The following is a 26,253-nucleotide window of genomic DNA, read 5'->3' as shown; positions in this document are numbered from 1 at the left end:
TTCCTTAACCTAATCTTAACCTAAGATAACTGAGGATGAAAATGATATGAATTAAAACTTAATAGGTGTTAGTTGCTAGGTAATGGGTTTAAGTAGCTGGGGTAGGCTGAATAAACCTCATTATTCTTAATTCCTAATTATCAAACCCTACTTATTTTCCGATACAAAAACGGCTAAAAATTCGATCTAAAACAGACTCTGTCACCTCTTGCCCAGTAATTTCCCCTAGGGCTTGGATGGCGATGCGTAAATCAATAGTCCAAAAATCGAGGGGTAGTTGATTATTGATGGTTTCTTCTACCTGAGAGAGGGCAATTTTGGCACGGGTGAGGGCTGCCGCTTGTCTTTGGTTGATGGCGATGTCTAAATCTTGGGCTTGGGTGTTTCCTGTTTCTACAGAATTGATGATGGCGTTTTCTAAGTCACTAATGCCTTGATTGATAGTGGCGGCGGTTTTAACTATCTGTTTTATTTCGGAAGGATATTGTAAATTTTCCGTGGTAATGTCTGTTTTATTAACTATCAGAATAAGGTTGAGGTGTTTTATTTGTTGATAAATTTCCTCATCTTCGGCTACCCAGCCCGTTTCGGCAGAGATGGTAAAAAGTACCAAGTCAGCTTGATTTACGGCTTTGAGAGAGCGCATTACGCCGATTTTTTCCACTGTGTCTTCTGTTTCCCTAATTCCTGCGGTGTCTAATACTTGGATAGGGATACCATTTACCACTAGCTGAGATTCTACCACATCCCTGGTGGTTCCAGGTAGATCGGTGACTATGGCGCGATCGCTCTTACTCCAAGCATTTAACAAACTAGACTTACCCACATTGGGGCGCCCGACAATGGCAACCTTTAAACCACTACGTAACAATTCCCCTTGGTCTTTGGTGGCTAAAATATGTTTTATCTTCGTTAAATTTTTCTCGACATCCTTAATAATTTGCCCTTCATCGAGGGGGGGTAAATCGTCCTCAAAATCAATTCTTGCTTCCACCTCCGCCAAAATATCGAGAAGATTGTGACGCATATCTCGAATGGGTTGGGCTAGTTTTCCTTGCAATCCTGCGAGGGCAACTTGGGAAGCATGGGCAGATTTTGCCCCCACCATTTCGGCAATACTTTCGGCTTGGGTTAAGTCAATTCTACCATTGAGAAAAGCCCGTAAACTAAACTCCCCCGCATTGGCTAACCTTGCCCCATATTCTAAACATAATTCTAATACCTGTTGCACGGGGATAATGCCCCCATGACAATGAAACTCTATCACGTCTTCCCGAGTAAACGAGCGAGGAGACTGCATATAGATTAATAATGCTTCGTCCACTAATTTATCGGTAAGGGGGTTTTTTATGTAACCATAAATGACTTGATGGGATTGCCATTTTGTTTTCCCTTGGGGGTTAAATATTTTTTGAGCAATGTCTAGGGCATCAACACCGCTCAATCTTACTATACCAATACTACCTTGATTTGGTACTACCGCCGAGGCGATCGCCACTATGGTATCTTGTTGAATTATATTTTTCACAAACAAATGGGGAATAGGGAATAGGCAACAGGGAATGGTGATATTTATCAATGGTCATAAAGTTTTCTCATAACCCTTGTCAGTTTTAAACTTTTTTAATTTCAATAATTTATTGATACTTTAAAAATTATATGGACAACTAAGAATAAACAAAAAATTGAATTTCATTATCCATTCTCAATTATCCATGCTCAATTATCTACTTAGCCTTGCTCATTGCGTTTAGCAAGTATGGTTTGTAACTGACTAATAGCCACGGCACCAATGTTAAAAACAGCCCAACCTGCAGCAATTCCTAGAGGTAACAATACAACAACAATTCTCCAGTCCATTTTTACTTTCTCCAGTTTTTTGTTATAAATGTATTAAATCGATATTATCGTCCCATAATATTAAGACGAATTTTTAAATTATTCTTCCTCCATGATCTCACAATAATTTGCTTTTGTCCATGGTGTGAAGGAAAACTCCGATTCTATCTACCGCTTCTTGTAAAACCTCTAAAGATTGCACGAGGGCAAACCTTACATAACTTTCCCCTTGCTTCCCAAATCCCGCCCCAGGGGAAAGGGCTACCCCTGTTTGTTTGACTAAATCAACGCAAAACTTAATGGAGTCTTTTTCGTAAGGAGAGGGTAATTTTGCCCAGAGATAAAGGGTTGCACTGGGGCTATTTACTTCCCAACCAATTTTATGGAGGGCTTTGACAAGAAAATCTCTCCTCTGGCGGTAAATATCAACGGTTTCTTGGACACATTCTTGGGATGATGTGAGGGCTACCATGGCGCCTTCTAAGATGCCTTTATACTGGTTAAAATCCACCACAGATTTTACTTGTCTTAGGGCGGTAATTAGTTCACTGTTACCGATGGCAAAACCAATTCTAAATCCTCCCATATTATAGGATTTGGAAAAGGTAAAAAATTCAATAGAAACTTGTTTTTCTGGGTCACATTCTAAGATTGAAGGAGGAATTTTATCCTCAAAATAAATGTCTAAATAAGGAAAATCATGGACTAACACTAGATTATTTTGCTTACAGAAATTAACGGCTTTTTCAAAAAAACTTTTAGGGGCGATCGCACTTGTGGGGTTATGAGGATAACTCAAAATCATCATTTTTGAGCGAGACAAAACATCCGCAGGAATTTCCTCAAATTGGGGTAAAAAGTCATTTTCTGCCAAGAGGGGCATAGGATAGATATGTCCCCCTGCTAAATACACTCCCCCTGCGTGGGAAGGATAACCAGGATCTAGTACAAGGGCGTAATCTCCTTCATTTAATACGGTTAGAGGTAAATGGGCTGTGCCTTCTTGGGAGCCAATGAGGGGCAAAACTTCCATATCTGGATCAACTTTTACCCCAAATCTTTGCTCATACCATTGAGCTATTACCTGCCTAAATTCTAGGGTTCCTCGGTGTAATAAATAACCATGGTTAGCACCATTATTGAGGGAAGAGGCGATCGCCTTTAAAATATGTTTAGGAGTGGGTAAATCCGCCGAACCAAGAGACAAATCAATTAATTTTTTTTCATTTTTTATGGCTTCTGTTTTCGCCCTATCCATATCAGCAAAAACATTGCTCTTTAATGGTTTAATCCTCTTAGCTAATTCCATTATTTTGTGATGATTTTAAGATTTAAATTAGGTTACTTTATCTATATACCTTTACCCTAACAAGGGGTTTAAACCCCTTGTCTAAATATTTCCAAACGTTAGCGACAGATTATCAACAAAAATTAGACAGCAGAGTCCACAAATTCCTGTAACTTCTGCTTACCAATAGCCCCTTCATAAGAGCTAACAATATTACCCTCTTTAAAAATTCTCAGGGCAGGAACCCCCTCAACTTTACAGGTTGCCACACTATCAGGACTAGCATCCACCTCTAATTTTACCACCTTGAGGCGATCGCTATAGTTTTCAGCCACCCAACTGACTGAAGGAGAAACCAACTGACAAGGGCCACACCAAGATGCCCAAAAATAAGCCAAAACCGTCTCATCAGCCTTAACCACTTCATCATTAAACTGAGAGTCTTGAATTTCGATTACTTTACTCATAAATTTCTAAAAATAATAACAATAAATTGAAAAGATAATCTTATCTATAGCAGACTATCTAAGATAACAGAACATCTCCTATCTTATCGCTACCATGGATTGAGAATCAACATGAAAGCAATTTAATCTTGTTATTTTCTTAAATAAAGGTTTAATTAATGGGAATACTAATATTATGGTTAAAATAATTAAATTTTTATGAAAATACTGTAATAACAAAGTATTATCAACGAACAAATGTTATACTAATAAAGGTAGTATAGTTAGTTTTTATTCAATAAATAAAATACTACATATTTTGTGCTTTTTATTTATTATCACAACAAAAGTTTTTTTTGGGCAAAAATTTAAATATTGACCATCTCAATCACCATTAAGAGAGAAAAGCTAAATTTTAGACAAGATGATTAGTAAAAGTTTTGACACCCTTTTAACAAAATAAAATGACCCAAAAATATGTTTCTAGCCGTGGTGATAAGTAGAAAAAACATCATATTCCATCCATCGTATCAGGAGACATTTTGGTCATGAATAAAATTCTCTCAGCAACTCTTAAAACAGCATTAATATCAACCACTGCCCTCGCAGGTTTGTTGTTGCCCAATGCCATTCAACTCAACCCTCCCGCCCTCGCACAAAATAACAGAGCCGTAGTAAATGCTCCTCCTTCTAACGTAAGAGCAACCCCCAATGGTAGAATAATTTGTAGAGTCAGAAACATCAGAGTTATTAATATCTATGGAGAAAATAACGGTTGGTATGTCACAGACGCTTGTGGTACAACAGGGTATATTCACCATAGTCAAATCCGTTTTGAAAATGTACATAGAGGATCAGGGGTTAGGGCTGGACTATGTTATGTTACTAATATTAGGACAGGACAACTAGCGGTAAGACATTCCCCCGGAGGAGAATCCTTTGCAGGTTTAAACAATGGTAATACGGTTCAATATATCAGGGGTAATAGTCCTTGGTATTTAGTGACTGTGGTTAATGGCCCCAATAGTGCGGTAAATAATCGTACTGGGTGGGTAAATGCTAATTATTTGGATTGTTATTAAATAGTCAAAATCGATGACAGAAGTTTTATTAGGAAAATCTTTACCCGAACTTACGGATTGGGTACAACAACAGGGACAACCATCCTATCGTGGAAAACAATTGTATCAGTGGTTATACCAAAAAGGGGCAAGGTCACTTTTAGATATTACTGTTTTTCCTAAACAATGGCGCGAGGAAAATCAAAATCACGACATCGGGCGATCGCACATTGACTATTACAATACTGCTCCCGACGGTACGAGAAAATACCTTTTAAAACTAAAAGATGGCTTAATCATCGAAGCCGTAGGTATTCCCACCGCTAAACGTCTCACCGTCTGTGTATCCTCTCAGGTAGGGTGTGTGATGGGCTGTGATTTTTGTGCCACAGGAAAAGAAGGATTTACCCGCAACCTTAAAGCCCATGAAATCATTGACCAAATTTTAACCGTCCAAGAAGACTTTGGGCAAAGGGTATCTAATGTGGTTTTTATGGGCATGGGTGAGCCATTATTAAACCTTCCTGAAGTCATCAAAGCCATTGAATCCATTAATCAAGATGTGGGTATCGGCGCTCGTAACTTGACGGTTTCCACCGTGGGTTTACCCCGCAAAATTTTGGAATTAGCCGAGCATAAACTGCAAATTACCTTCGCCGTTAGTCTCCATGCTTCTAACCAAAAACTAAGGGAAAGTTTAATCCCCGGGGCTGTCCATTATCCCCTCAGTCAACTGTTAGCCGATTGTAAGGAATATGTAAACACCACGGGAAGAAGGGTAACATTTGAATATATTTTGCTCTCAGGAGTCAACGACTTACCCGAAAACGCCCACGAATTAGCAAGGCAAATAAGGGGGTTTCAAACCCATGTGAATCTGATTCCTTATAACCCAATCTCCGAAGCCGATTATCAACGCCCTAGCCCCGAAAGAATTAAGGAATTTACCCAGATACTAGAGCAACACAAAATCGCTGTTAGTGTCCGTTATTCCCGTGGTTTGGAAGCAGATGCCGCTTGTGGGCAGTTGCGCAGTAATAAATCAAGAAAAATTGACAATTAACCATAGACAATTGACAATTAAAATAGAAGGCTTTTTGCACAAAAAAATATTAAGAATGACAGAAAATTGGTCGATCGCCCATAGCTCTGAGCTATATCATATAGAAGGATGGGGACATCCTTATTTTGGCATTAATGAAGCGGGTAACGTCACCGTATCCCCCCGAGGAGATGAGAAAAAATTAGATTTATTTGAGTTAGTAGAAAACCTCAAAAAAAGAGATGTTAATTTACCCTTATTAATTCGCTTTTCGGACATTTTAGCTGATAGATTAGCCCGATTACATCAATGTATGGACGAGGCGATCGCCCGTTACAACTATCCCAATATATATAGGGGTGTATATCCCGTTAAATGTAACCAGCATAAGCAGTTGGTAGAAGCCCTTGTTGATTATGGAAAACCCTACCATTTTGGTTTAGAAGTAGGCTCAAAACCAGAATTAATGATTGCTTTAGCTACCCTTGACATTGATAAAACAGGGGAAACCTTATTAATTTGTAATGGTTATAAAGACAAAGAATATTTAGAAACTGCCCTTTTGGCTCAACAATTAGGACACAATTTAATTATCGTTGTCGAACAAATAAAAGAGCTTTTTATTACCATCGAGTTATCAGAAAAATTAAACCTTAAGCCTCAAATTGGGGTGAGGGCAAAATTAAAAACCAAAGGTAGTGGACATTGGGGTAACTCCACAGGGGAAAAAGCCAAATTTGGACTCACTATTCCTGAAATTTTAACAGTATATAAAACCCTCAAAGACAAAGACTTACTACACTGCCTTAAACTACTTCATTTCCATATCGGCTCACAAATTTCCTCCATTGCCGTCATCAAAGACGCTATCAGGGAAGCAGGGCAAATTTATGTACAACTGTGTGAAATGGGTGCAGGAATGAAATATTTAGACGTAGGGGGAGGTTTGGCAGTGGACTATGATGGCTCAAAAACCAACTTTTATGCCTCCAAAAACTATAATATGCAAAACTACGCCAACGACATCGTGGCAGGAATAAAAGACTGTTGTGATGAGGCTAATATTCATCCTCCTATTTTGGTTAGTGAGAGTGGAAGGGCGATCGCCTCTCACCATTCCGTGTTAATCTTTAATGTAGTAAACAGCAACACTCCCCCTTATAAATTACCCGAACCCGTCAAAGAAAAAGAACATCTCCTCATCCGTAATCTGTGGGAAACCTACGAATCCATTGACGAAGAAAACTATCAGGAAATGTACCATGATGCGGTGCAATTTAAAGACGAAGCTATCAGCCTATTCAACTTTGGTTATCTTACCCTTACCCAAAGAGCCAGAGCAGAACAAATATACTGGGCTTGTGGTCACAAAATTTATGACATCACAAAGCATCAATCCTATGTTAGTGATGACTTAGAGGAATTAGCTGATTTAATGATTTCTACCTACTATATCAATCTTTCTGTCTTCCAATCAGCACCCGATGCTTGGGCAATTGACCAACTTTTTCCTGTTATGCCTATCCACCGTCTTGATGAAAAACCCACAGAAAAAGCAATTTTAGCAGATTTAACCTGTGATAGTGATGGCAAAATAGATAAGTTTATTGACTTATTAGATGTTAAAAAAAGTTTAGAATTGCATAAGTTAGAAAATACTAATAATAACCAAGAGAATCCCCATTATAAACCCTATTATTTAGGGATGTTTTTGGTAGGTTCATATCAAGAAATTATGGGTAATTTACATAACCTTTTTGGGGATATAAATGTAGTTCATCTAGCCAATGAAGATTATAATTATCAGCTACAGTATATTGTTAAAGGGGATAATGTTGCCAATGTTTTGGAATATGTAGAATATAAAGCAGATGAGCTACAGGAAAGATTACGTCGTCTGACTGAGTCAGCTTTAATGGAGAATAAATTAACCATTGAACAATCACAGTTATTACTCAAAAATTATGATCACAATCTAAGAAGTTATACTTATTTACAATAGTTTTATAGGGGCATATCTTGCCCTGTATAACCCTTTTTTTTATTATCTATTTTTATGTTAAATGACTATAACAAGGGGTTTTAAATCCTTGCTTACATCCATTAACTTTGCTTTACCTCTCTGCTATTTTAAAGGCCACCAAGAAACTTTATCCCTAGTAGCACTATAAACTTCTTTTAATTCTTCTGGTTCTAAAATGTGTATCACATCATCAGAAGTGCTGTTATTTTTATCTAACTTAATTAATCCTTCTTTCTGCATTCCTTTCAAAACTTGTTCCACAGTGCGCTGGTTTAGCTGACAGGCTTTGGCTATAACCTCCACTGCCAAGTCAAGGACATAAATATCTTTCTCATTGGGTTGATTCTCCAATTCTCTTTCTTGATAAATTAACGCTCTGAGAAGGGATGCCACTGCTTGGGGAGGATAACTACTACAGTTGAGAAGGTGATAAGTAAATTTTTCCCTTAATTCAAAAAGTTTAGCATAGCGATCGCCCACTATTTCAAAGTGATTATAAATTTGTTTGAGGGCATCAAGGGGAATTTTGGTTACATAGGTGGTTTTATAAGCCTCCACTAGACTGGGAAAACTTTTACTAGCCAAACCGTAACTAAATGGTAAACTACGCATCCCAAAACACCCACCACTATAGGTAATAGATAAAATGCGATCGAGGGGATTACTACGTAATATTATAGGGCCACCCTCCAAAACTATGTAAAGACCATCCAAATCTTCATCAGGGGAAAATGCCGTAAAAACAGGGCGATTAGAAAATAATTTTTCCCTAATGAGACTCTCAGGGGGCAAAAAGGAGGTTAATTCTTTTTCATCTAACCCTTTAAACAAATAGGAGTCATTGATTAAAAAAGTAATGATGTTTGATTCACTAGAATTTTTTCTTGCCATTGTTGCCCGATAAGTTGATTTAATCTTCTAACTATATTTTCCCACAGTTACAGACTATTCAGCGTTGAATTTTAATTAATGTCAAAATAAAATGCAGTTATCTCCCTTCGTAAATTTAACTTATCCATTGCAATAAATTGCGCACTGCCAAAAAGATTACTACCACCAAAAAAATTCTCCGCAACCATAAATTACTCATTTTCGTAACGACTTTAGCGCCAATAACGGCTCCAACAAACATAGTTATGCCCAAAATTATCCCTAGTTGATAATCAACTAATCCTTGAGTCATAAAAATTAAGGTAGCGATGATGGAGGAAAAGATATTCAAAACCTTTGTTATGGCAATAGCTTCTATAAATGTCATATTAAAAAAGCCGATAAAACTAGCCGTTAAGGTAGTTACGTAACCGCCACTGAAAAAACCACCATAGATACCTAAGCCAAAGGTTAAACCGTAGCCGATTTTTAAAGCTGTGGGGCTAGGTTTTTCTATTTTTTCGATGCCTTTATTTTTGTTAATAACAGAGAAAACGGTAACGGCAATCATGAAAATGGAGATGAGTAAGGGCATGGTATCAGAGGGAATGATAATTACGAGTAAAGCCCCCAAAATTGAGCCGACAACGGTTAAAACTGATAGCAGGGGTAAGTCTGGGCGTTTTAAAACATCACTTTTTAGAAAAGGGATAGTACCGCCGATACTCATAAATATTAAGGCAAACATATTCGTTGCGATCGCCTTTGCGGGATCAATATCAAACTCCAACATAGCAGGTACAGTAATTAAAGAATTACTGCCCGTCACTATTCCAACGACGCTAGTAAAGAAAAAAATAGCGATTAAAGAAATTAATTCTATATTTGTCAACTTAAAATCTCTCCACAAAAAAATATTGTAAATGAATTGTATATGATTTCTATTGCAATTGACAGACGCAAACCAAAAATACGTCAAAAAAAATGAGCAGATTGTCAGAGAAAAAACAATCAAAATTAAATCCCTCGCGCATCAGAGATCATTTAGCCAATGAACGAACATATCTGGCTTGGATGCGAAGTACAAGGGAAGTAGCAGAGGCTTTTGTGGAATTTCTTTACACCCCCGAAGCCCAAACAGCCTTTGCCGAGGCAGGTTTTCGCCCTGTTAATGAGGAAGTTTTTGCGGAATTTGGCGATCGCTTCCCCGTAGTAGAAAATCTATTTACCATTGAAGACTTTGGCGGTTGGAGTCAAGCCCAGCCCGAATTTTTCGATGATGGGGCAATTTTTGATCAAGCTCTTTTGGGAAGATAGTTCAAGGTTGTTGATAAAGGGGAGTCATGAGGGGCAATGGACAATTGACAATGGACAATTACGAAATTCTGACTCTACCAGTATGCCGAAAATTCGGCAGGAATAATTACAAATTTCATTACAGCTAAGGAAAAGTAACCATGACGACTCAAGATATTCAAGATAAAAAATCCATCAAAATTTCTATCCATATTCCCCCAAACCACCATGATAAACCGATCATTGTTGACCTCGCTTCTAAGCACAATTTAGAAGTCAATATCACCTCTGCCATGTTAGGGGAATATGCGGATAAAGATGGCTGGTTTAACCTTATAGTTACTTAAGTGAGTTTTGAGACAGTTTCACCAGCTAAAATCCCTATTCTATAAATCTTTTATAATCTGGTAGTGTTTCATCTTCATTTAGAGTAACTATATCTTGTCAGGGGAAAAAACTGCAATTCAAAATGCTTTGAATTACTTATCTGATTTAAATATAGAAGTTTGGAGTCAAACAGGAAACGGTCAACAAATAGTAAAAGATTCTTGGAGTTTGGGAGAGTGGGAAATTAACCATTAAACATTTTCGATGGAAAACTATTCCCCTAAAAACAATCATGATTAGTTCTTTAAAACAACCACCATTCAATTATCAAGACACGATCAAAAATATTCTACGCAAATTCTCCATCCCCTGGGCGGTGACAATCATCTTTCTTGCCGTAATTTTGATCATTCCCATGATGGCGTTAATACTTGAGTCAGCGAGTTTAGGATGGGAAAACTTTTGGCAGGAAGCAACGGCGGAGGTTGCTGTGGCATCCTATATTTTTACCTTTGGTACTGCCTTAGCTGCTTCTTTGATTAACGCTGTTATGGGTACTTTAACTGCTTGGGTATTGGTGCGTTACGACTTTTGGGGCAAAAAAATCATTGATGCCACCATCGATGTACCCTTTGCTTTACCTACCACAGTGGCGGGTTTAGTCTTGGCAACGGTATATAGCGAGGATGGTTGGATTGGTCAGTTTTTTACTCCTTTTGGTATTCAGATTACTTTTTCACCTTTGGGGTATTTGTGGCAAGGGAGGTAATTCCTGTATTGGAGGAGATTGGTAGTGAGCAGGAGGATGCGGCGAGAAGTTTGGGAGCCAATGATTTACAGATTTTTTGGCGGGTTACTCTTCCTAGTATTCGTTGGGGTTTACTCTATGGGGTTTTGCTGACTAATGCTAGGGCTATGGGGGAATATGGTGCGATCGCCGTTGTTTCTGGCAACATTATTGGTAAAACGCCATCCCTACCGATTTTTGTGGAACTGGCTTATAGCAATTATCAAAGTCAATCGGCTTTTGCGGCTTCGGTGGTGTTGGTGTTGTTGGCGGTGGTAACTCTTGTTGCTAAGGAAATTTTGGAACATTTTACCAAGATTTGATCCCCCTTTAACACGATCATTTATTTAAAACAAAAAACTTTAACTCTCAATATAAAACAAAAAAATGAGTATTATTATCAATCAAGTTAACAAAAATTTCGGTAATTTCGAGGCTCTAAAAGATATTAACTTAGAGGTAAAACCTAATACCTTGGTAGGTTTATTAGGTCCTTCTGGTTTAGGAAAATCAACTCTTTTGAGAGTAATTGCAGGGTTAGAAAATCCTGATAGTGGTCAGGTAATTATCAATGGTAAAGATGCAACTAATCTTGATATTCGTAAACGTAATATTGGGTTTGTATTTCAACATTATGCGCTCTTTAAACATCTAACCATTAGGGAAAATATTGCCTTTGGTTTACAGATTCGTAAAACACCTAAAAATCAAGTTAAACATAAAGTGGCTGAATTGCTTGATTTGATTCAATTAGAGGGTTTGGGCGATCGCTACCCATCCCAATTATCAGGAGGGCAAAGACAAAGAGTAGCCCTTGCCCGTGCTTTAGCCGTACAACCACAGGTATTATTATTGGATGAACCCTTTGGGGCGTTAGATGCCAAAGTGAGAAAAGATTTGAGAGCATGGTTAAGAAGGCTACATGATGAAGTCCATATTACCAGTGTATTTGTCACCCATGACCAAGAAGAAGCTATGGAAGTAGCCGATGAAATTGTGGTGATGAATCATGGCGTTATTGAACAAATCGGTACTCCTGCCCAAATTTATGATCATCCTGCCTCACCTTTTGTGATGAAATTTATTGGGGAGGTAAATATTTTACCTAGTCATACTCCTCTTTTTGTTAATGTCAATCATGATGACTAATTTTTACAGTCTGAAGTGTTTGTGCGCCCCCATGAGGTTGATATTTTATTAACGGATGATGATAAAGAAAGTACGAAAACCACGATTAAAAGAATCACTCACTTAGGGGCTGAGGTGCAAATAGAATTATCTTTAGAAAATAATTTACCAATTATTGCTCACTTGAGCAGACAACAATTTACTTCTTTAAATCTTAAAAAGATCAGGTTGTATTTATTAAGCCCCATCGCATCAAAACTTTTGCTTAAATACCATTTAAAAATACTTTTAAATTATCTGGATTAATGTAAATATCTTCAAAGCGACTATCAGGGTATAGAAAATTATCAACGCTTTTACTACCAAAAATTTCTCCTAAAATATAGTGATATTCTAATTCTAAAATATTACTAACCAACCAATAACATGGGTAAACATAATTAGGGGAACAAATCTCAATAACTTTAGTATTTGGTTGACAAAAAACTAGATTACTTAATCCACTACCGTGGGGAGAAATAACAATTTTTGCTTGATTTAGTAATTCTGCTTGTTGCCTGACGGAAAGTAATTCTAAATTAACTATTTCAAAGTTGTATTGTTGTAATATAGTAATTATTTCTAGTTCATTAATTAATCGGCGATTACTTGATTTTGCTCTACTAATATAAATTTTTTTATGGGGTGTTTCTTTATTCAGATTATCCCCTATTATTTTTGTGCGTAAATATTGACAACTCCAAGGGGGCATCCATGCGATCGCACTGGGAAAAGAAGGTACAATCAATTCATCCGCCTCTATGTGAGTAGGAAAGGAAAGAGGAACTATTTTAGAAGCAGGAATACCAAATATATCAAGGGTTTCCCGTTGAAATTGACAACGATTATCCACGACTACAGAATCAATATCATCCCAATCAATAGAGGCTTTTTCTAGTAAATGAATGCGGGGTAGAATATCAAATAACCAATGAAAATAGATATTGTTTAATAAACCAGCCAAAACAACCACTCTGCCTTTTATCATCGTTACAGGAGGGAGAGAAGAACTTTTTAAAAGGGAATGATAACTTGGATGTTTATCGGGATGATTGGGGCTAAGGGCAGGAGATTCGGGGGAAATATCCCCAAGTAAATAATTGTCATGGGTAATGATGGCACTACTCCCCTCGTCTTGCCGTAGCCAAAATCTACCTTTTTTAACGGTAGTTACAAAGCTAGAAGGTAAAGGGAAATCAGGGGGAAAATAGAAACTAGGATGAATTTTATTATCAATACTCTCGGGGCGGTTTAATTTAAGTTTATTATTATCATAAATCAATTGATAATTTTCTATTTGATTTATTTTTACTACCCACTCTTGGGCTGTCTCATAATAATTATTGACACTATTTTTCTCAAAACCAGTTTTTTGTAAATTATTTACAGTCCATATTGGTTTTAATTTTTTAATTATTTTTTTTGCATTTATTGGGTCAAGACTAGATAATATATTTAGGTATATTTCGATGTCATCATCTAAGTTTCTATCCTTTAAACAAATAATTATATTTTTAAAAGTCTTATAAAGATTAACATTTGCTTTATTGATACTTGATTTTGCTTCTGTTTTTAGTAGTAAAAAATCTATCACCAGTTGATAATATTTAATGGCAAGGCTATATTGTTTTTGTTCAAAAAGTAAGTTAGCAATATTTACTTCTAGTTCGAGCAAATTATTATCTTCTAATAAGCTAGAAATCAATTGCCTATTTAAAGAAATATTTTTACTATTATCACCATCACTCCAATTAAGATAACTTGCAAATATATTAAAATTAAGATTAAGTAAAACCTGCCAATATTCCTTAACTTTTTTTATCTCACCTTTTAGCAAATAAAGATAACCTAACTCACCATAAACGGAAAGCAAATTAGGATTAAGTTTTAAACATTTATGATGATAATCAATAGCTGTATCAACTTCATTAATTCCTCCATAACAAAGACCTAAATTATAGTAAATGTGACTATTGTTAGGATAAAAATTAAGAGCTTCTAAATAGTAATTAATAGCTTGATGATATTCTCTAATATATTGATATTCTTTGGCAATGTTGAGAGATAATTCTGCCCATGAAGAGTTAATAGCTAAACCATTTTTCCATACCTCCATAGCATCATCGAAATTACCAGAAAATAATAAACAGTAACCTAAATTAAGATAGCTTTGACAATGAAAAGCATTAAATTCTAATACCTGTTGATAAATGAGAGATGCTTGATAGTATTGATGGTTTTTCAAATGTAAATCTGCCAACTCTGCCAAACTTTCGGCAATGTTTTCCAACTCTTGATCATCAGCCAAAAGAAAACAATCTAGCCAAAGGGCGATCGCCTTTTCTCCCTCACCAACTAACATATAACTAACGCCACCATAAGCCAAAAGTAAAGGATTAGAACTATCAACATCCAACAAGGACTCTAAATATATTTTTAATTGTTCGTCATTATTTTGACTACAAAAAGCCTTTATTTGTGATTTAATTTCTAACCAATTATTCATACTTTGATAGCACTTATTTAAAGGGTATTACTGAATATAGATGGGCTATGATAGTTATATTTCAAATGCTTGTACTAATTCAATTATCTTTTATGCCGCTATTATATACTTTTATTTTATCTAAATCAGGGATTTTTTTGCTACTAAAAAAAGACACAAGCCACCCCTCCCCGACCGCAAAGGGTCAAGAAAAGGTGGCTATACTTGATACACTCTTATTATAACATAATCAAAGTTAAATGACAAGTTTTTTAGGGCTTTTTCTCAAGTTTTTAAAAGAAAAATATTAAGACATTAAGCTAAGTATAAAAACTTATATTTAAAACAAGTTTACTGATAATTGTTTATCGCAAAAAAGACAGTAAAAACAAAATAATTAATTGCTATGATCACGGGGATTATCTTGATTACCATCAACCGCAGGATTAGAAGTTTCTATTTGAGATGTGACTCCCTGAGAGTTGGCATAAGGGAGAGGATTATTGCTCACTAAAGCCGTTAAATTTTGTTCAAAAATTGATAAAGGTTGTTCGCCAATGGTAGATGCGATCGCACTTCCCCCATTATCAAGGAAAACAAAATGAGGAATACCATCCACCTGATAATTTAAAACCTCAGGAAGCCACTTAGTATTATCCACATTGAGCATCACAAAATTAACATCATTGCCATACTCCTGCTTCAAAGTCGCCATATCCCCCGCCATGGCTTGACAGCTAGTACACCAATTAGCATAAAACTCCATCAGAGTCGGCTTCCCATTATTAAGAGCTACCTCCAGAGGAGTAGCCCCCTGTGCCTGTGCCTCCAAAGACTCCGAATTAACACTTGTTTGTAATCCTAACACCAAAGTAAGACTAAGGGCGATCGCCACTATACCAATAACAAAATTTCTAAGTCGATTTACCCCAAAACTAGAAGAAGTATTTTCAGACATAAATATAATTCCCTACACTATAAATAGTTATCTCTAAACCTATTATCCCTCAAACCTATGAAAAAACGAGTAACCCTTACCTTTCCCCGCACCATGGTACAAATTCCCGTCACCTATCGCCTCGCCAAAGAATTTAACATCGCCGCCAACATCATCCGCGCCCAAGTCGCCCCCAACCAAGTAGGAAAATTAGTCGTAGAATTATTAGGAGATATTGATCAACTAGAAATCGCCATCGACTGGATGAAATCCCAAGAAATCAAAGTTTCATCCGCCACAGGAGAAATCATCATCGACGAAGAAACCTGCGTCCATTGCGGACTATGTACAGGAGTATGCCCCACCGAATCCCTCACCCTCAACCCCAGCAGTTATAAACTACAATTTCGCCAACAAACCTGCATCGTGTGTGAGCAATGTATTCCCACCTGCCCCGTCCAAGCCATCACCACAAACTTATAATCAGGACTAAAATTAGAAAATGTTTTTGACAACCCCATAAAACCCATTGATCAACACTACCGAAAAAAGTACGGAAAACCTACATATAAAAAACCATCAACCATAATAAAATAAGAATATAGCAACACTTTCCAAACATCATGAAATTCAACCTTCGCTCCCTGTACACCTGGTACACCAACGGCATTCGTAACCCCCAATACCGCCTGTGGGTAATTCTTGGTACATTAGTATATCTCATCAGCCCCATCGACATCTCCCCCGACATCATACCCATCGCAGGACAAATTGACGACTTTGTCATCGTATCCATCATGTTATCCGAAATATCTCAACTACTCCTAGGCGCCATGAAAAACAGAAAACTAGACAAAGATAACCTCGACAATGGAGACAACAACACAGACACCGTAGAAGTAGAAGCCATTCCCCTCGAAAAATAAAAACTAAGTTGGGTTAAACCATCAAACCCAACAAAAATCATTGAAAACTATGAGCAAAAACTAATCAAACAAAAACAAAGGTAAATGTCCATAAGTTCCTAAAATAGACTCATTAGTCTCACAAAAAATAGTTACCAACACCCCACGATAATTCCCAGAATATTCAGAAACTATTTTAGACAACTTCTCCCCATTAAACTTAATATAAATCGGTACATCATTATCAACTTCATCCCGACTTATATCAAACTCATAATCAAAAGCTCTTAAATAACTCCCCAGGGCAGAAAAACCCTCATCATAACTAGATGCACAAATACCCAAATTAAAATAATCCGCCTCCGCCACTATCAACAAAAGAGACTTTTGTAACCTAACTTTCTCCTCCTCAGAAGCGGGAATTTTAGTCTCAATACCACTATATTCCTTCAAAACCTGTAAAGCAGAACTTACTTCAGAATTCATTTAACTACATCCACAAAATAAAATCATCTCAACCGTAGCCCAAAAACAAACCCCAAAGCAAGTATTTAATTTTCAGCACAGGAATTACATTCTCCCTGTACAATCACCTCATAATGATCAACTTTCAACCCCGAGCGCAACTTATCGATAGAAAGACTAGAAAACGTTTCCCAAGGAATATCCTCGATTTTTCCGCAGCAATTACAGCGGAAATGATGATGGGGAGAAACATTGGCATCATATCGACACACCCCCTCCTGCAACAACACCTCACGAATTAAGCCCACATCTCGCAGGGTTTGTAAAGAGAGATAAATTGTCGCCTGAGATAAAGTCGGGGCATCTTTGTTCAAATCCGTTAAGATATTTTCCGCCGTGGGATGATCATTTCTACTCAATAGATTTGCATACACAGCATAGCGTTGGGGTGTTACCCTCAAGCCTTTTGCCTTTAGTACATTGATAATCTCATCTGCTTTTTTTGCCATGACAAAGTGAAAGTAATCTCAGTCCAAATATTACAAAACTCTAGTCCCATTAATAATGAATTTTCAACCATTAATGAACTAGTCTTAACTATACCTTAACAAAAATGAATAATTATTGTTGTTGACAAATTCTTAAATAAGAGTTATTCTGAGATAGAAGCAAATAAAAAATGTCTTCAAACGTTATTTTAAAAAACGTAAAGTTTTATTAACCATTATAGAAGAGGTAAAACATGGCTGTTATAGAAAAAGTACCTAGTGTAGTATTTAAAACCCGTGTCCGTGATGAATCTGTAGAAGGACCTAACCCTTACCGTTGGGAAGACAAAACCACTGAAGACATTTTCGGCGGTAAGAAAGTAGTGGTTTTCTCCCTACCCGGAGCATTCACCCCTACCTGTTCTTCTAATCACCTTCCTCGCTACGAAGAGTTATATGAAGAATTTAAAGCCCAAGGAGTTGATGAAGTAATCTGTGTATCTGTAAATGATGCTTTCGTAATGTTTAAATGGGGCAGAGAAATCGGTGCTAAAAATGTATTCTTATTACCCGATGGAAACGCTGAATTCACCCGCAAAATGGGTATGTTAGTAGAGAAATCTAACCTCGGATTTGGTCTAAGATCTTGGCGTTATTCTATGCTTGTTAACGACTGTAAGATCGAAAAAATCTTTGTAGAACCTGGTTACGAAGATAACTGTCCTGCTGATCCTTTTGAAGTGTCTGACGCTGATACCATGTTAGCCTACCTCAAAGGTACTGCCCCCGCTGGTGTGTGTGACCCTGTGAAGGAATTTGTCGGTTAATTGGTAATGAAAAAAATATGATTTTTAAAGGGTGTACATGTACACCCTTTTTTTATTGCTTATTTATGATGTTTTCATTAATTGTTGATCATAAAGCAGATAAGTTTCAAGCATTTTTACTTAACGCCTGTACAGACGTAGCATGCTACGTCCTCGACAATCTAACTTTACTTAATGAACAACATTTCCTGATAAGTAGGTAAAGGCCATAACTCATCATCAACTTCACCCTCAAGGGCATCGGCATATTTGCGTACTTCATTCATTATGGGAAGAATGGTTTGAGCAAAATATTTCATATGAGCTTCTGTATCGGCAAAGTCTTCTTTATGAAGGGCTTCACTGAGTTTTTCCACTTCTGCGATCAACTGATTTACCAAAGTAGCGATTTTTTCGATCGCACAGGTATCGAGTTTTATACCGATATTATTTAAACTAGCCATGGTACTGGTAAGTTTAGATAGATAATTAATAGCAGCAGGATAAATGGTAGTTTTTGCCATGCTAACCACTAACTTAGCTTCCACCTCAAGGGAGAGAATATACTGCTCGGCGTACACCTCAAAGCGACTTTCTAACTCCACAGGGGAAAGCACTCCCATTTTGTCAAATAGTTCTTCTACTTCCTTGTATTTAAGACTAGGTAAAGCATCAGCAGTGGTACGTAGATTCGCTAAACCTCTTTCCTCCACAGCCATTTTATGCCATTCCTCAGAATAACCATTGCCACCAAAGACCACAGCACCATGTTTTTCCATGATTTCTTGAAGAACTTTTTGGATAGCATCATTAAGGTCAGTACCTTGTTTTAACTCAGCATCTAACTTTTCGGCAATCCATTGTAAAGAGTCAGCTAAGATGGTATTCATCGCCACCAAAGGACCTGCTACTGACTGACTAGAACCCACCGCACGGAACTCGAAACGGTTACCAGTAAAGGCAAAAGGAGAGGTTCTATTGCGATCGCCCGGATCTTTAGGAATAATAGGTAAAGTATCAATACCGATATTCATGGTTTGAGCCAATTGAGAACCAGTGATTTCCCCTTTGCGAATTTGCTCATACACATCCTCTAATTGAGAGCCAAGATATACAGACATGATAGCAGGGGGAGCCTCATTAGCACCAAGGCGATGGTCATTACTAGCAGTGGCAACCACGGCCCGCATCAAAGGCCCAAACTTGTGAACTCCTCGGATAATAGCACCACAGAAAAGAAGGAATTGAGCATTACTGTGGGGAGTATCACCCGGATCTAATAAATTACCTTGGGTGGCATTACCTACAGACCAGTTGACGTGTTTTCCAGAGCCGTTAATTCCTGCGAAGGGTTTCTCATGGAGAAGACAGACAAAACCATGTTTTTTCGCCATTTTTCTTAAAATGGTCATGGTTAATTGTTGATGGTCTGTTGCTACGTTAGCACTTTCAAAGAAGGGTGCTAATTCAAACTGTCCGGGGGCTACCTCATTATGGCGAGTTTTGGCAGGGATGCCGAGACGGTACATAGATTCTTCTACATCTTGCATAAAGACTTGTACCCGCTCAGGAATAGCACCAAAATAGTGGTCATCAAATTCTTGTCCTTTGGCCGATGGTTTACCAAATAAGGTTCTACCTGCCAAAAGTAAATCGGGGCGACTATGGGCGAAATTGGAATCAACCAAGAAGTATTCTTGCTCTGCACCACAACTGGAGTTGATAGGAGCAATGTCTTTGTGTCCCAATAATTCCAACACTCGACGGGCAGATTTGTTGAGGGCAGCATTAGAACGAAGGAGAGGAGTTTTTTTGTCGAGGGCTTCCCCTGTCCAAGAAACGAATACGGTAGGAATACAAAGGGTGACACCATTATCAGTTTCCATCACATAGGCGGGGCTAGTCACATCCCAAGCGGTATATCCCCTAGCTTCAAAGGTGGTACGAATGCCACCGTTAGGGAAGGATGAGCCGTCAGGCTCTCCTTTTACTAATACTTTTCCTGCAAATTCAGAAATAACTGAGCCATCGCCCTGTACAGATACGAAGCCGTCATGTTTTTCTGCTGTGGAGTTGGTAAGGGGGTAGAATACGTGGGCGTAGTATAAAGCTCTTTTGGAAATTGCCCAATCTCTCATGGCGGTAGCCACTACATCAGCAATGGAGAGGTCGAGGGGTTCTCCTGTTTGGATAGTTTTTTGTAGGGATTTAAATACGTCTTTGGGTAGGCATTCTTGCATTTTACTGAGGGTAAACACATCCTTTGCCCACATTTCTTCCAATCTTTTGGGGCTGTTGAACGGTTTTATCTCTCTGTTGGTGATTTGATAAATGGCTTGAACCCTTGATTGATTTCCACTCATAGTCTTTTATTTTAAGGATAATCTCTCAGGATAATGATTATGTAATTATTAAATAGTTCATCGTGAACACTTTTGTATTTTTTCCTGCCAAAATATTATGATGATGCTTCTTTGCCTACGGAAACCAAAAGTCAATTCTCCATTCAGTAATGCCTTAAAATGTAAATAAGGACAAAATAAAATAAAACCTTATAAAAGACTAATGGCGATCGCACCTTTACCTTGGCAAGAACTAGAACAATTAACGGATTATCATATCGATAGAGTAAACGGCCCCACCAACTCCCAAAGCACCCTCAGACTCTTCAACCACTCCGAAGATGAAGTCAGAGTAACCCTCTATCGAGATAATCATGCTTGGTGTCCCTATTGTCAAAAAATATGGCTGTGGTTAGAAGAAAAACAAATCCCCTACCGCATCAAAAAAGTAACCATGTTTTGTTATGGTCAAAAAGAATCATGGTATAAACAAAAAGTACCTTCAGGAATGCTCCCTGCCCTCGAATTAGATGGTAAAATTATCACCGAAAGTGATGACATCTTAATCGCCCTAGAACAAGCCTTTGGGGTACTAAAGTTCGGCATGGAAGAGAAAAACGTACTGCCCATGCGCAAACTTGAAAGGCTACTATTTAGGGCATGGTGTACATGGCTATGTTATCCCACCATCCTCCCCCAACAAGAAGCCAATAATCGTAAACAATTTATCCAAGTAGTTAAGAAAGTTGAAAGTGCGATCGCCCAAACCCCCAGCCCTTACTTTCTCGAAGACTTTAGCACCGCCGATGTAATTTTTACCCCCTATGTAGAGAGAATGAATGCCAGTCTTTATTACTACAAAGGCTATTCATTACGAGAAGAAAATCCCCAACTCTCTGCTTGGTTTGATGCCATGGAAACCCGCCCCACCTACCGAGGGACCCAAAGTGATTTTCATACCCATGCCCACGACTTACCGCCCCAAATGGGAGGATGTTATAGTAACGGTGAATCCCAAACCTTACAAAATCAAGAAAAAGTAGATCGAGGAGATTGGTTTTTCTTACCCGATGTAGCTTACCCTGAGCCAGAAAATTCCCGCCAAGAAGCCCTCCACCGAGTCTTAAAACATCGTCAAAATATTATTGAAGTTAATCCCGCAGATAATCAATTATTTGACCAAGCCTTGCGCTGTGCCTTAACCCAAATGATGACAGGGGAAGATTGTAAACCTCCTGCCCAATCTGCCCTTGGATTAAGATATTTACTCGATAGGATAAATGTACCTCGAGATATGTCCATCTATGCAGGAAAAAGACTACGACAGGCATTAGAATATACCGCTAGTTTGGATAGTAACATACAACCAGACCCCTTACCCATCCGCCATCGTCGTGATCAAAATCCCCTCAACTTTCGAGGAGGAGTCGTGAGTGAGAAATAACTGCATTTTACTGCTAAAAAATAACTTCTATTTTTCAACAATTCTAAATCCTGCATGTTGATAAAAATGGGGGCGAAACCAATTACGATAATAAGGTGTGGCTTCCATACCGTTAGTAATCCATGCACCTCCCACCAAGAGATAATGGCGATTATCAAAAAACCCTTGGGAATAATCTTGGTAAAGAAAATGGGGTTTAAATCCACATAGAGGAGTAAATTTATCCCCTAACCATTCCCAGACGTTACCCCTTAAGTCATAGATTCCTGCATCACTGTGGGCGGTTTTGATGCTACCCACGGGGGTAGGGGATTGATAATGGAGATTGAGGTTGTAGTTATCTATATCATTGTTGCCTTTAGATGCTAAATGCCATTGGGCTTCGCTCATTAAGCCATATTTTTTACCTTTTTTTTGACCTAAATAACGGCAAAATGCGATCGCTTCATAATGGTTAACCTCTACAGGATAATCTAAGGGCAAGTCAAATTGATCAAACATTGCCCGATATTGATAACCTTCTCCATCCCTAACCCAAAATTTAGGATGGCTGCGATTCTCCCCTTGTAGCCATTCCCAACTTTCCTCATCCCAAAATTCTTTATTTTCATAACCCCCCTCATTCACAAAATCTAAAAACTCACAGTTAGTAATCATATATTTACTAACCAAAAAACTATCAACTACCTCCTCCCTACTACCAAAATCCACATCCCAACCATACAAAAAGTCATCATCTTTTTTACCTAAAATGATCGTATCTCCATCTACTGCAATCATTTCATTTTGAGGAGGTTTACCCAAAGAAGGGGCATAATTCCAGCGATCAGGCTTTTGTAATAAATGGGGAGGCAACTGCCTAATCAACATCGATGAGGTTTCAATGTGAATTCTTTGATGTTCAATACCCATCACAATAGCCCACCATGGGCTATCCATCTCAATAGGTAAAGATAAGGGAGTGTTATTAATTACCTTGATGACTGTTTGATAAACCTCATTACGATATGACCAAACTTCTTCTAAGGATTGTTGACGAATATTATTAAGGGTTTTTTGTAACTCATCGGGGAATTCTGGATCAACTCCCATCTCGAAAAGTCTTTCATAATCGGAATTTATCCTTTTTTGTAGCAACCCCACCATCATTAATTTATTGATAAAAAATACGGCGGAATGCCCGAGATAAAAAATAAGAGGATTACGAAGGGGATCAGGATTAAGATAATAGGTATCACGGTTTAAGATACTTTTAAATAAAATATCTTCCCGACACCATCCCCAATCAAGATAGTTAATGATATCTTCTTTAGTACAACCATTAAGGGATAGTACAAGATTATTTATCTCGGTATTCATCATTACTTTAATTTTTATGTCCTTCTTCTATTCTATGTCTTCCATCACCATAGTAAAAATTTAAAAAATATATCCTCAATGATGAAACTTTAACAAGATATTGGCTTTCCATGAACTGTAAAATTTGTCACCAACTAGAATTTTTAATCTTCACATATATCAGTACAATGAAAAAAAATAGATCAATCAAAAATTGTGCAGTTACAACAAGTAATCATTGCGTATAAGGCAGGGGATAAAGATAGTAAAAAATGGGCTGAAAGATGCTCTCAGGATTTAGAAGCAAAAGGTTGTAAAGTTTTACTTGGCCCTAGTGGAGTAAAAGATAATCCCTATCCTGTTTTTTTGGCTTCTGCTACAGGAAAAATTGATTTGGGGATTATTTTAGGGGGAGATGGTACAGTTTTAGCGGCAGCAAGACACCTCGCCCCAGAAGGCATCCCGATGTTGGCGGTAAATGTAGGAGGGCATCTAGGCTTTTTAACAGAGCCTTTTTCTTTGTTTAAAGATACTGAGCATATCTGGGATAGGTTATCCAAAGATTTGTATGCGGTGGAAAGAAGAATGATGCTAAAGGCACGGGTTTTTGAGTTGAATCGGGGACAACAAGAGGCAGTGAGTGATGATTTTTATTGTCTTAATGAAATGTGTATTAAACCTGCTTGTTTGGATAGAATGCCTACTTCTCTGTTAGAAATGGAAATTGATGGGGAAGTAGTAGATCAGTACCATGGTGATGGTTTGATTATTTCTACTCCTACAGGTTCTACTTGTTACACGGTTTCGGCTATGGGGCCTATTATTCATCCTGCCATGAGTGCGATCGCCGTTACCCCCATTTGCCCTCTAAGTCTTTCGAGTCGCCCTCTCGTATTACCCGCAGGGTCAGTGGTTAATGTCTGGACATTAGGAGACTATGAATTGAATAATAAATTGTGGATGGATGGCGCCCTAAGTACCACCATTTGGCCCGGGCAATGGATATCTGTTACCATGGCAGAGTGTTTTGCTAACTTTATTATCTTGCGAGAATCTCACTCTTTTTACAAAACTATCAGAGAAAAACTACAATGGACAGGTACGAGGATTCCCTCTGATAACAACCATCGCCATAACTAAAAAAAATAAGGAGCATCTCTCAAGCTCCTCATATTCTCGTTAATGTAGTGTTTAAATATTGTGTATAATTGCGACTTACTAGAAAGCTATGGTCAAGAGGAATTACCTCTATAGATTGGTTAACCAACCAATCAAACCTTGACCAGTTAATAGTTCAAAACCGATTAAGGAAATAAAACCAATCATCGCTAAGCGACCGTTTAATTTCTCAGCATATTTATTGAAGCCAAATTGTTGGCTAGAGTCAACGTACATTTTGGGTTCAACGGCATAGTTATTTAAACGACCTTGATCTTCTGTTACGTATGTATTAGTGCGACTATCCATAAAAGTTATAATTTCTTGTTTTGTGCTTATACTAGTAACTATAACACAATATGAATTTTTGTAACAACCAGTTGACATTCGGTTTTATGTCGGTCAACCGTAATTGATTAATAAAAATGGCTGTTTTTGTGGGTCCTCCATATCAATCAAATACTCTCTGCTAGAGTATTTTACGTATATTTTTTTAATCCTTTTTCCTTGTTGCTTTTTCAAAAGTCTGTACTTATATTCTGTTTACATTCTTGAAATCACTTGAAGTTTGAATTTTTACATTTCTGTTTTCATAAAAACTATCATAAAAATAACTCAATGATTTTTATTGAGCTTTTTCTAACAAAATTTAAATGAATTCCACTTTAGCTTTAAGTTAAGATTATCTGTTGAAACTTTATATTCAGTGAATATACGGTACAATTTAATAAAATCATTCTTAGATAAAACTTTTATTTTTTATAATTTGCCAAGCAAAAAAATAAGATCTTTTTCGGTAGCTAACTATAATCACTATATAAAATGAGTGTTACTTGTCCAAAAATTTTGATTGTTGATGATGATGTCAATATCGGTAATCTAGTTAGTCGTTTTCTACAAAAAAAGGACTATGTTGTTCAATATGCCAATGATGGCAAAACTGCAATAGAAATTTTTGGTGAATTTAAACCTGATTTAGTAATACTAGATATTAATTTACCAGATACTTTAGGGTATAACTTATGCACCGAAATGCAAAATAGCAGTGATGTTTTTGTCCTTATGTTAACGAGTCGCACTGATTTGGAAGATAAGAAAAAAGGTTTTATTACAGGTGCTGATGATTACATAACTAAGCCCTTTGATTTAGAAGAATTAGAATTCAGAGTACAAGCTATTTTAAAAAGACAGAGAATAGTTAAATCATCCCATGAAAATGTAATTGCGATTGATAACTTGAGTATTAACCCCGAAACCAGAGAAGTAAAAGTTAACCAACAATTAATTAACCTCACCACCCTTGAATTTGATTTACTATATTTCCTTGCTAATAATCCTGGAAAAGTATGGCGTAGGGAAGATTTGGTAACCCATGTATGGGACAACAACCCCATCGGAGATAACCGAGTTGTCGATGTTCACATCGGACAAATTCGTAAAAAAATAGAAAAAGACTGCAACAATCCTAACCTTATTCTTACTGTCAGAGGAGTAGGCTATAAATTTGAGATATAAAAAAAAGTAAAAAAAAAGCCGCCATGGAGCGGTTTTTTTGTAATTATTAAGGCAGGCATAGAACTATTGTCCCAAGGGGCTACCCCCGTAGTATCGTCGCTGCTGCTGTGTTTCACCCACGAGTTCGGGATGGAGTCGTAGTGGTTCCACAACGCTAGATACACCTGCCAAGATTATGAGGTTAAAAAACCCTCAAGACTGCATAGATAATTATAAGTAAGTTT

Annotated in this window: 24 protein-coding genes, 1 rRNA gene and 2 pseudogenes; 13 read left to right on the top strand and 14 right to left on the bottom strand. The window is 37.4% G+C overall.

Annotation, left to right across the window (positions count from 1 at the left end):
* Positions 1-151 precede the first annotated feature (151 nt).
* From mnmE to AA637_RS06165, 4 genes are all read right to left on the bottom strand, one after another.
* Positions 152-1,528: a tRNA uridine-5-carboxymethylaminomethyl(34) synthesis GTPase MnmE gene (mnmE, locus tag AA637_RS06180; RefSeq protein ID WP_446684321.1), complete on the bottom strand. Its 1,377-nt coding sequence runs from the start codon at positions 1,526-1,528 to the stop codon at positions 152-154.
* A 203-nt stretch (positions 1,529-1,731) separates the two neighbouring features.
* Positions 1,732-1,860, bottom strand: a complete 129-nt coding sequence (locus AA637_RS06175) for a photosystem II protein Y (RefSeq protein ID WP_069790607.1) — start codon at positions 1,858-1,860, stop codon at positions 1,732-1,734.
* A 97-nt stretch (positions 1,861-1,957) separates the two neighbouring features.
* A complete protein-coding gene (locus AA637_RS06170; protein ID WP_446684320.1) occupies positions 1,958-3,148 on the bottom strand; it encodes an LL-diaminopimelate aminotransferase in 1,191 nt (396 codons plus the stop codon).
* Positions 3,149-3,270: 122 nt separating this feature from the next.
* The gene (locus AA637_RS06165) at positions 3,271-3,594 is read right to left on the bottom strand and encodes a thioredoxin family protein (RefSeq protein WP_069790605.1); all 324 of its coding nucleotides are present in this window, start codon (positions 3,592-3,594) and stop codon (positions 3,271-3,273) included.
* Between the two features lie 527 nt (positions 3,595-4,121).
* Between AA637_RS06165 and AA637_RS06160 the strand changes: the two genes are divergently transcribed.
* From AA637_RS06160 to speA, 3 genes are read left to right on the top strand one after another with little or no spacing between them, the layout of a single operon-like run.
* Positions 4,122-4,655 carry an SH3 domain-containing protein gene (locus AA637_RS06160; RefSeq protein ID WP_446684319.1) on the top strand — a complete coding sequence of 178 codons (534 nt, stop codon included), beginning with the start codon at positions 4,122-4,124 and terminating at the stop codon, positions 4,653-4,655.
* A 13-nt stretch (positions 4,656-4,668) separates the two neighbouring features.
* Positions 4,669-5,697 (top strand): 23S rRNA (adenine(2503)-C(2))-methyltransferase RlmN, encoded by a 1,029-nt coding sequence (gene rlmN / locus AA637_RS06155; RefSeq protein WP_446684318.1) that lies wholly within the window; start codon positions 4,669-4,671, stop codon positions 5,695-5,697.
* Between the two features lie 55 nt (positions 5,698-5,752).
* Complete coding sequence (gene speA, locus AA637_RS06150) at positions 5,753-7,678, top strand: biosynthetic arginine decarboxylase (RefSeq protein ID WP_446684317.1); 1,926 nt, start codon at positions 5,753-5,755, stop codon at positions 7,676-7,678.
* Positions 7,679-7,801: 123 nt separating this feature from the next.
* On the opposite strand, the gene AA637_RS06145 is transcribed toward speA, so the two are convergent.
* Positions 7,802-8,590, bottom strand: coding sequence for a Crp/Fnr family transcriptional regulator (locus AA637_RS06145; protein WP_446684316.1), 789 nt, complete (start codon positions 8,588-8,590; stop codon positions 7,802-7,804).
* Positions 8,591-8,705: 115 nt separating this feature from the next.
* Entirely contained in the window at positions 8,706-9,461 is a 756-nt protein-coding gene (locus AA637_RS06140) for a sulfite exporter TauE/SafE family protein (RefSeq protein WP_446684315.1), read from the bottom strand.
* 92 nt (positions 9,462-9,553) lie between these two features.
* Between AA637_RS06140 and AA637_RS06135 the strand changes: the two genes are divergently transcribed.
* The 4 genes and pseudogenes from AA637_RS06135 to AA637_RS06120 all read left to right on the top strand — a co-directional run bounded on the left by AA637_RS06135 (position 9,554) and on the right by AA637_RS06120 (position 12,376).
* Positions 9,554-9,886, top strand: coding sequence for a substrate-binding domain-containing protein (locus AA637_RS06135; protein WP_446684314.1), 333 nt, complete (start codon positions 9,554-9,556; stop codon positions 9,884-9,886).
* A 140-nt stretch (positions 9,887-10,026) separates the two neighbouring features.
* The gene (locus AA637_RS06130) at positions 10,027-10,212 is read left to right on the top strand and encodes an NIL domain-containing protein (RefSeq protein ID WP_446684313.1); all 186 of its coding nucleotides are present in this window, start codon (positions 10,027-10,029) and stop codon (positions 10,210-10,212) included.
* 272 nt (positions 10,213-10,484) lie between these two features.
* Positions 10,485-11,302, top strand: a pseudogene (gene cysT / locus AA637_RS06125) (sulfate ABC transporter permease subunit CysT).
* A 64-nt stretch (positions 11,303-11,366) separates the two neighbouring features.
* Positions 11,367-12,376: pseudogene (locus tag AA637_RS06120) on the top strand (sulfate/molybdate ABC transporter ATP-binding protein).
* On the opposite strand, the gene AA637_RS06115 reads toward AA637_RS06120, so the two are convergent.
* Together AA637_RS06115 and AA637_RS06110 are read right to left on the bottom strand one after the other, a co-directional pair.
* The gene (locus AA637_RS06115; RefSeq protein WP_446684312.1) at positions 12,373-14,652 is read right to left on the bottom strand and encodes a glycosyltransferase 61 family protein; all 2,280 of its coding nucleotides are present in this window, start codon (positions 14,650-14,652) and stop codon (positions 12,373-12,375) included. The pseudogene AA637_RS06120 and the gene AA637_RS06115 sit on opposite strands and share 4 nt — an antisense overlap.
* A 376-nt stretch (positions 14,653-15,028) precedes the next feature.
* Entirely contained in the window at positions 15,029-15,589 is a 561-nt protein-coding gene (locus AA637_RS06110; protein ID WP_446684311.1) for a thioredoxin family protein, read from the bottom strand.
* Positions 15,590-15,646: 57 nt separating this feature from the next.
* Here AA637_RS06110 and AA637_RS06105 point away from each other — a divergent pair, with 57 nt between their 5' ends.
* Positions 15,647-16,051 carry an NIL domain-containing protein gene (locus AA637_RS06105; RefSeq protein ID WP_069790593.1) on the top strand — a complete coding sequence of 135 codons (405 nt, stop codon included), beginning with the start codon at positions 15,647-15,649 and terminating at the stop codon, positions 16,049-16,051.
* Positions 16,052-16,191: 140 nt separating this feature from the next.
* A complete protein-coding gene (locus AA637_RS06100; protein WP_446684310.1) occupies positions 16,192-16,494 on the top strand; it encodes a DUF1232 domain-containing protein in 303 nt (100 codons plus the stop codon).
* Positions 16,495-16,554: 60 nt separating this feature from the next.
* On the opposite strand, the gene AA637_RS06095 is transcribed toward AA637_RS06100, so the two are convergent.
* Both AA637_RS06095 and AA637_RS06090 read right to left on the bottom strand, forming a co-directional pair.
* Complete coding sequence (locus AA637_RS06095) at positions 16,555-16,959, bottom strand: DUF1824 family protein (RefSeq protein WP_446684309.1); 405 nt, start codon at positions 16,957-16,959, stop codon at positions 16,555-16,557.
* Between the two features lie 65 nt (positions 16,960-17,024).
* Entirely contained in the window at positions 17,025-17,447 is a 423-nt protein-coding gene (locus AA637_RS06090) for a Fur family transcriptional regulator (RefSeq protein ID WP_446684308.1), read from the bottom strand.
* Between the two features lie 233 nt (positions 17,448-17,680).
* On the opposite strand from AA637_RS06090, the gene AA637_RS06085 reads away from it, so the two are divergent.
* Positions 17,681-18,253, top strand: coding sequence for a redoxin family protein (locus tag AA637_RS06085; RefSeq protein ID WP_446684307.1), 573 nt, complete (start codon positions 17,681-17,683; stop codon positions 18,251-18,253).
* Between the two features lie 167 nt (positions 18,254-18,420).
* Here the strand turns inward: AA637_RS06085 and AA637_RS06080 are convergent, their stop codons facing one another.
* Positions 18,421-20,595, bottom strand: a complete 2,175-nt coding sequence (locus AA637_RS06080; RefSeq protein WP_446684306.1) for a glutamine synthetase III family protein — start codon at positions 20,593-20,595, stop codon at positions 18,421-18,423.
* Positions 20,596-20,797: 202 nt separating this feature from the next.
* Here AA637_RS06080 and AA637_RS06075 point away from each other — a divergent pair, with 202 nt between their 5' ends.
* Positions 20,798-22,018 carry a glutathione S-transferase family protein gene (locus AA637_RS06075; RefSeq protein ID WP_446684305.1) on the top strand — a complete coding sequence of 407 codons (1,221 nt, stop codon included), beginning with the start codon at positions 20,798-20,800 and terminating at the stop codon, positions 22,016-22,018.
* A 27-nt stretch (positions 22,019-22,045) separates the two neighbouring features.
* Here the strand turns inward: AA637_RS06075 and ovoA are convergent, their stop codons facing one another.
* On the bottom strand, positions 22,046-23,377 hold the full coding sequence (ovoA, locus tag AA637_RS06070) for a 5-histidylcysteine sulfoxide synthase (protein WP_446684541.1): 1,332 nt from the start codon (positions 23,375-23,377) through the stop codon (positions 22,046-22,048).
* Positions 23,378-23,572: 195 nt separating this feature from the next.
* Between ovoA and AA637_RS06065 the strand changes: the two genes are divergently transcribed.
* On the top strand, positions 23,573-24,496 hold the full coding sequence (locus tag AA637_RS06065) for an NAD(+) kinase (protein ID WP_069790583.1): 924 nt from the start codon (positions 23,573-23,575) through the stop codon (positions 24,494-24,496).
* Positions 24,497-24,604: 108 nt separating this feature from the next.
* Here AA637_RS06065 and AA637_RS06060 read toward each other — a convergent pair whose 3' ends face one another.
* Positions 24,605-24,823, bottom strand: coding sequence for a chlorophyll a/b-binding protein (locus AA637_RS06060; RefSeq protein ID WP_069790582.1), 219 nt, complete (start codon positions 24,821-24,823; stop codon positions 24,605-24,607).
* A gap of 513 nt (positions 24,824-25,336) precedes the next feature.
* On the opposite strand from AA637_RS06060, the gene AA637_RS06055 reads away from it, so the two are divergent.
* Positions 25,337-26,029 (top strand): response regulator transcription factor, encoded by a 693-nt coding sequence (locus tag AA637_RS06055; protein ID WP_069790581.1) that lies wholly within the window; start codon positions 25,337-25,339, stop codon positions 26,027-26,029.
* Positions 26,030-26,079: 50 nt separating this feature from the next.
* On the opposite strand, the gene rrf is transcribed toward AA637_RS06055, so the two are convergent.
* Positions 26,080-26,197, bottom strand: a 5S ribosomal RNA gene (gene rrf, locus AA637_RS06050).
* Positions 26,198-26,253: the final 56 nt, after the last annotated feature.

Source organism: Cyanobacterium sp. HL-69 (assembly GCA_002813895.1).
Classification (GTDB): Bacteria; Cyanobacteriota; Cyanobacteriia; order Cyanobacteriales; family Cyanobacteriaceae; genus Cyanobacterium.
This window is presented reverse-complemented; position numbering and strand designations above follow the sequence as displayed.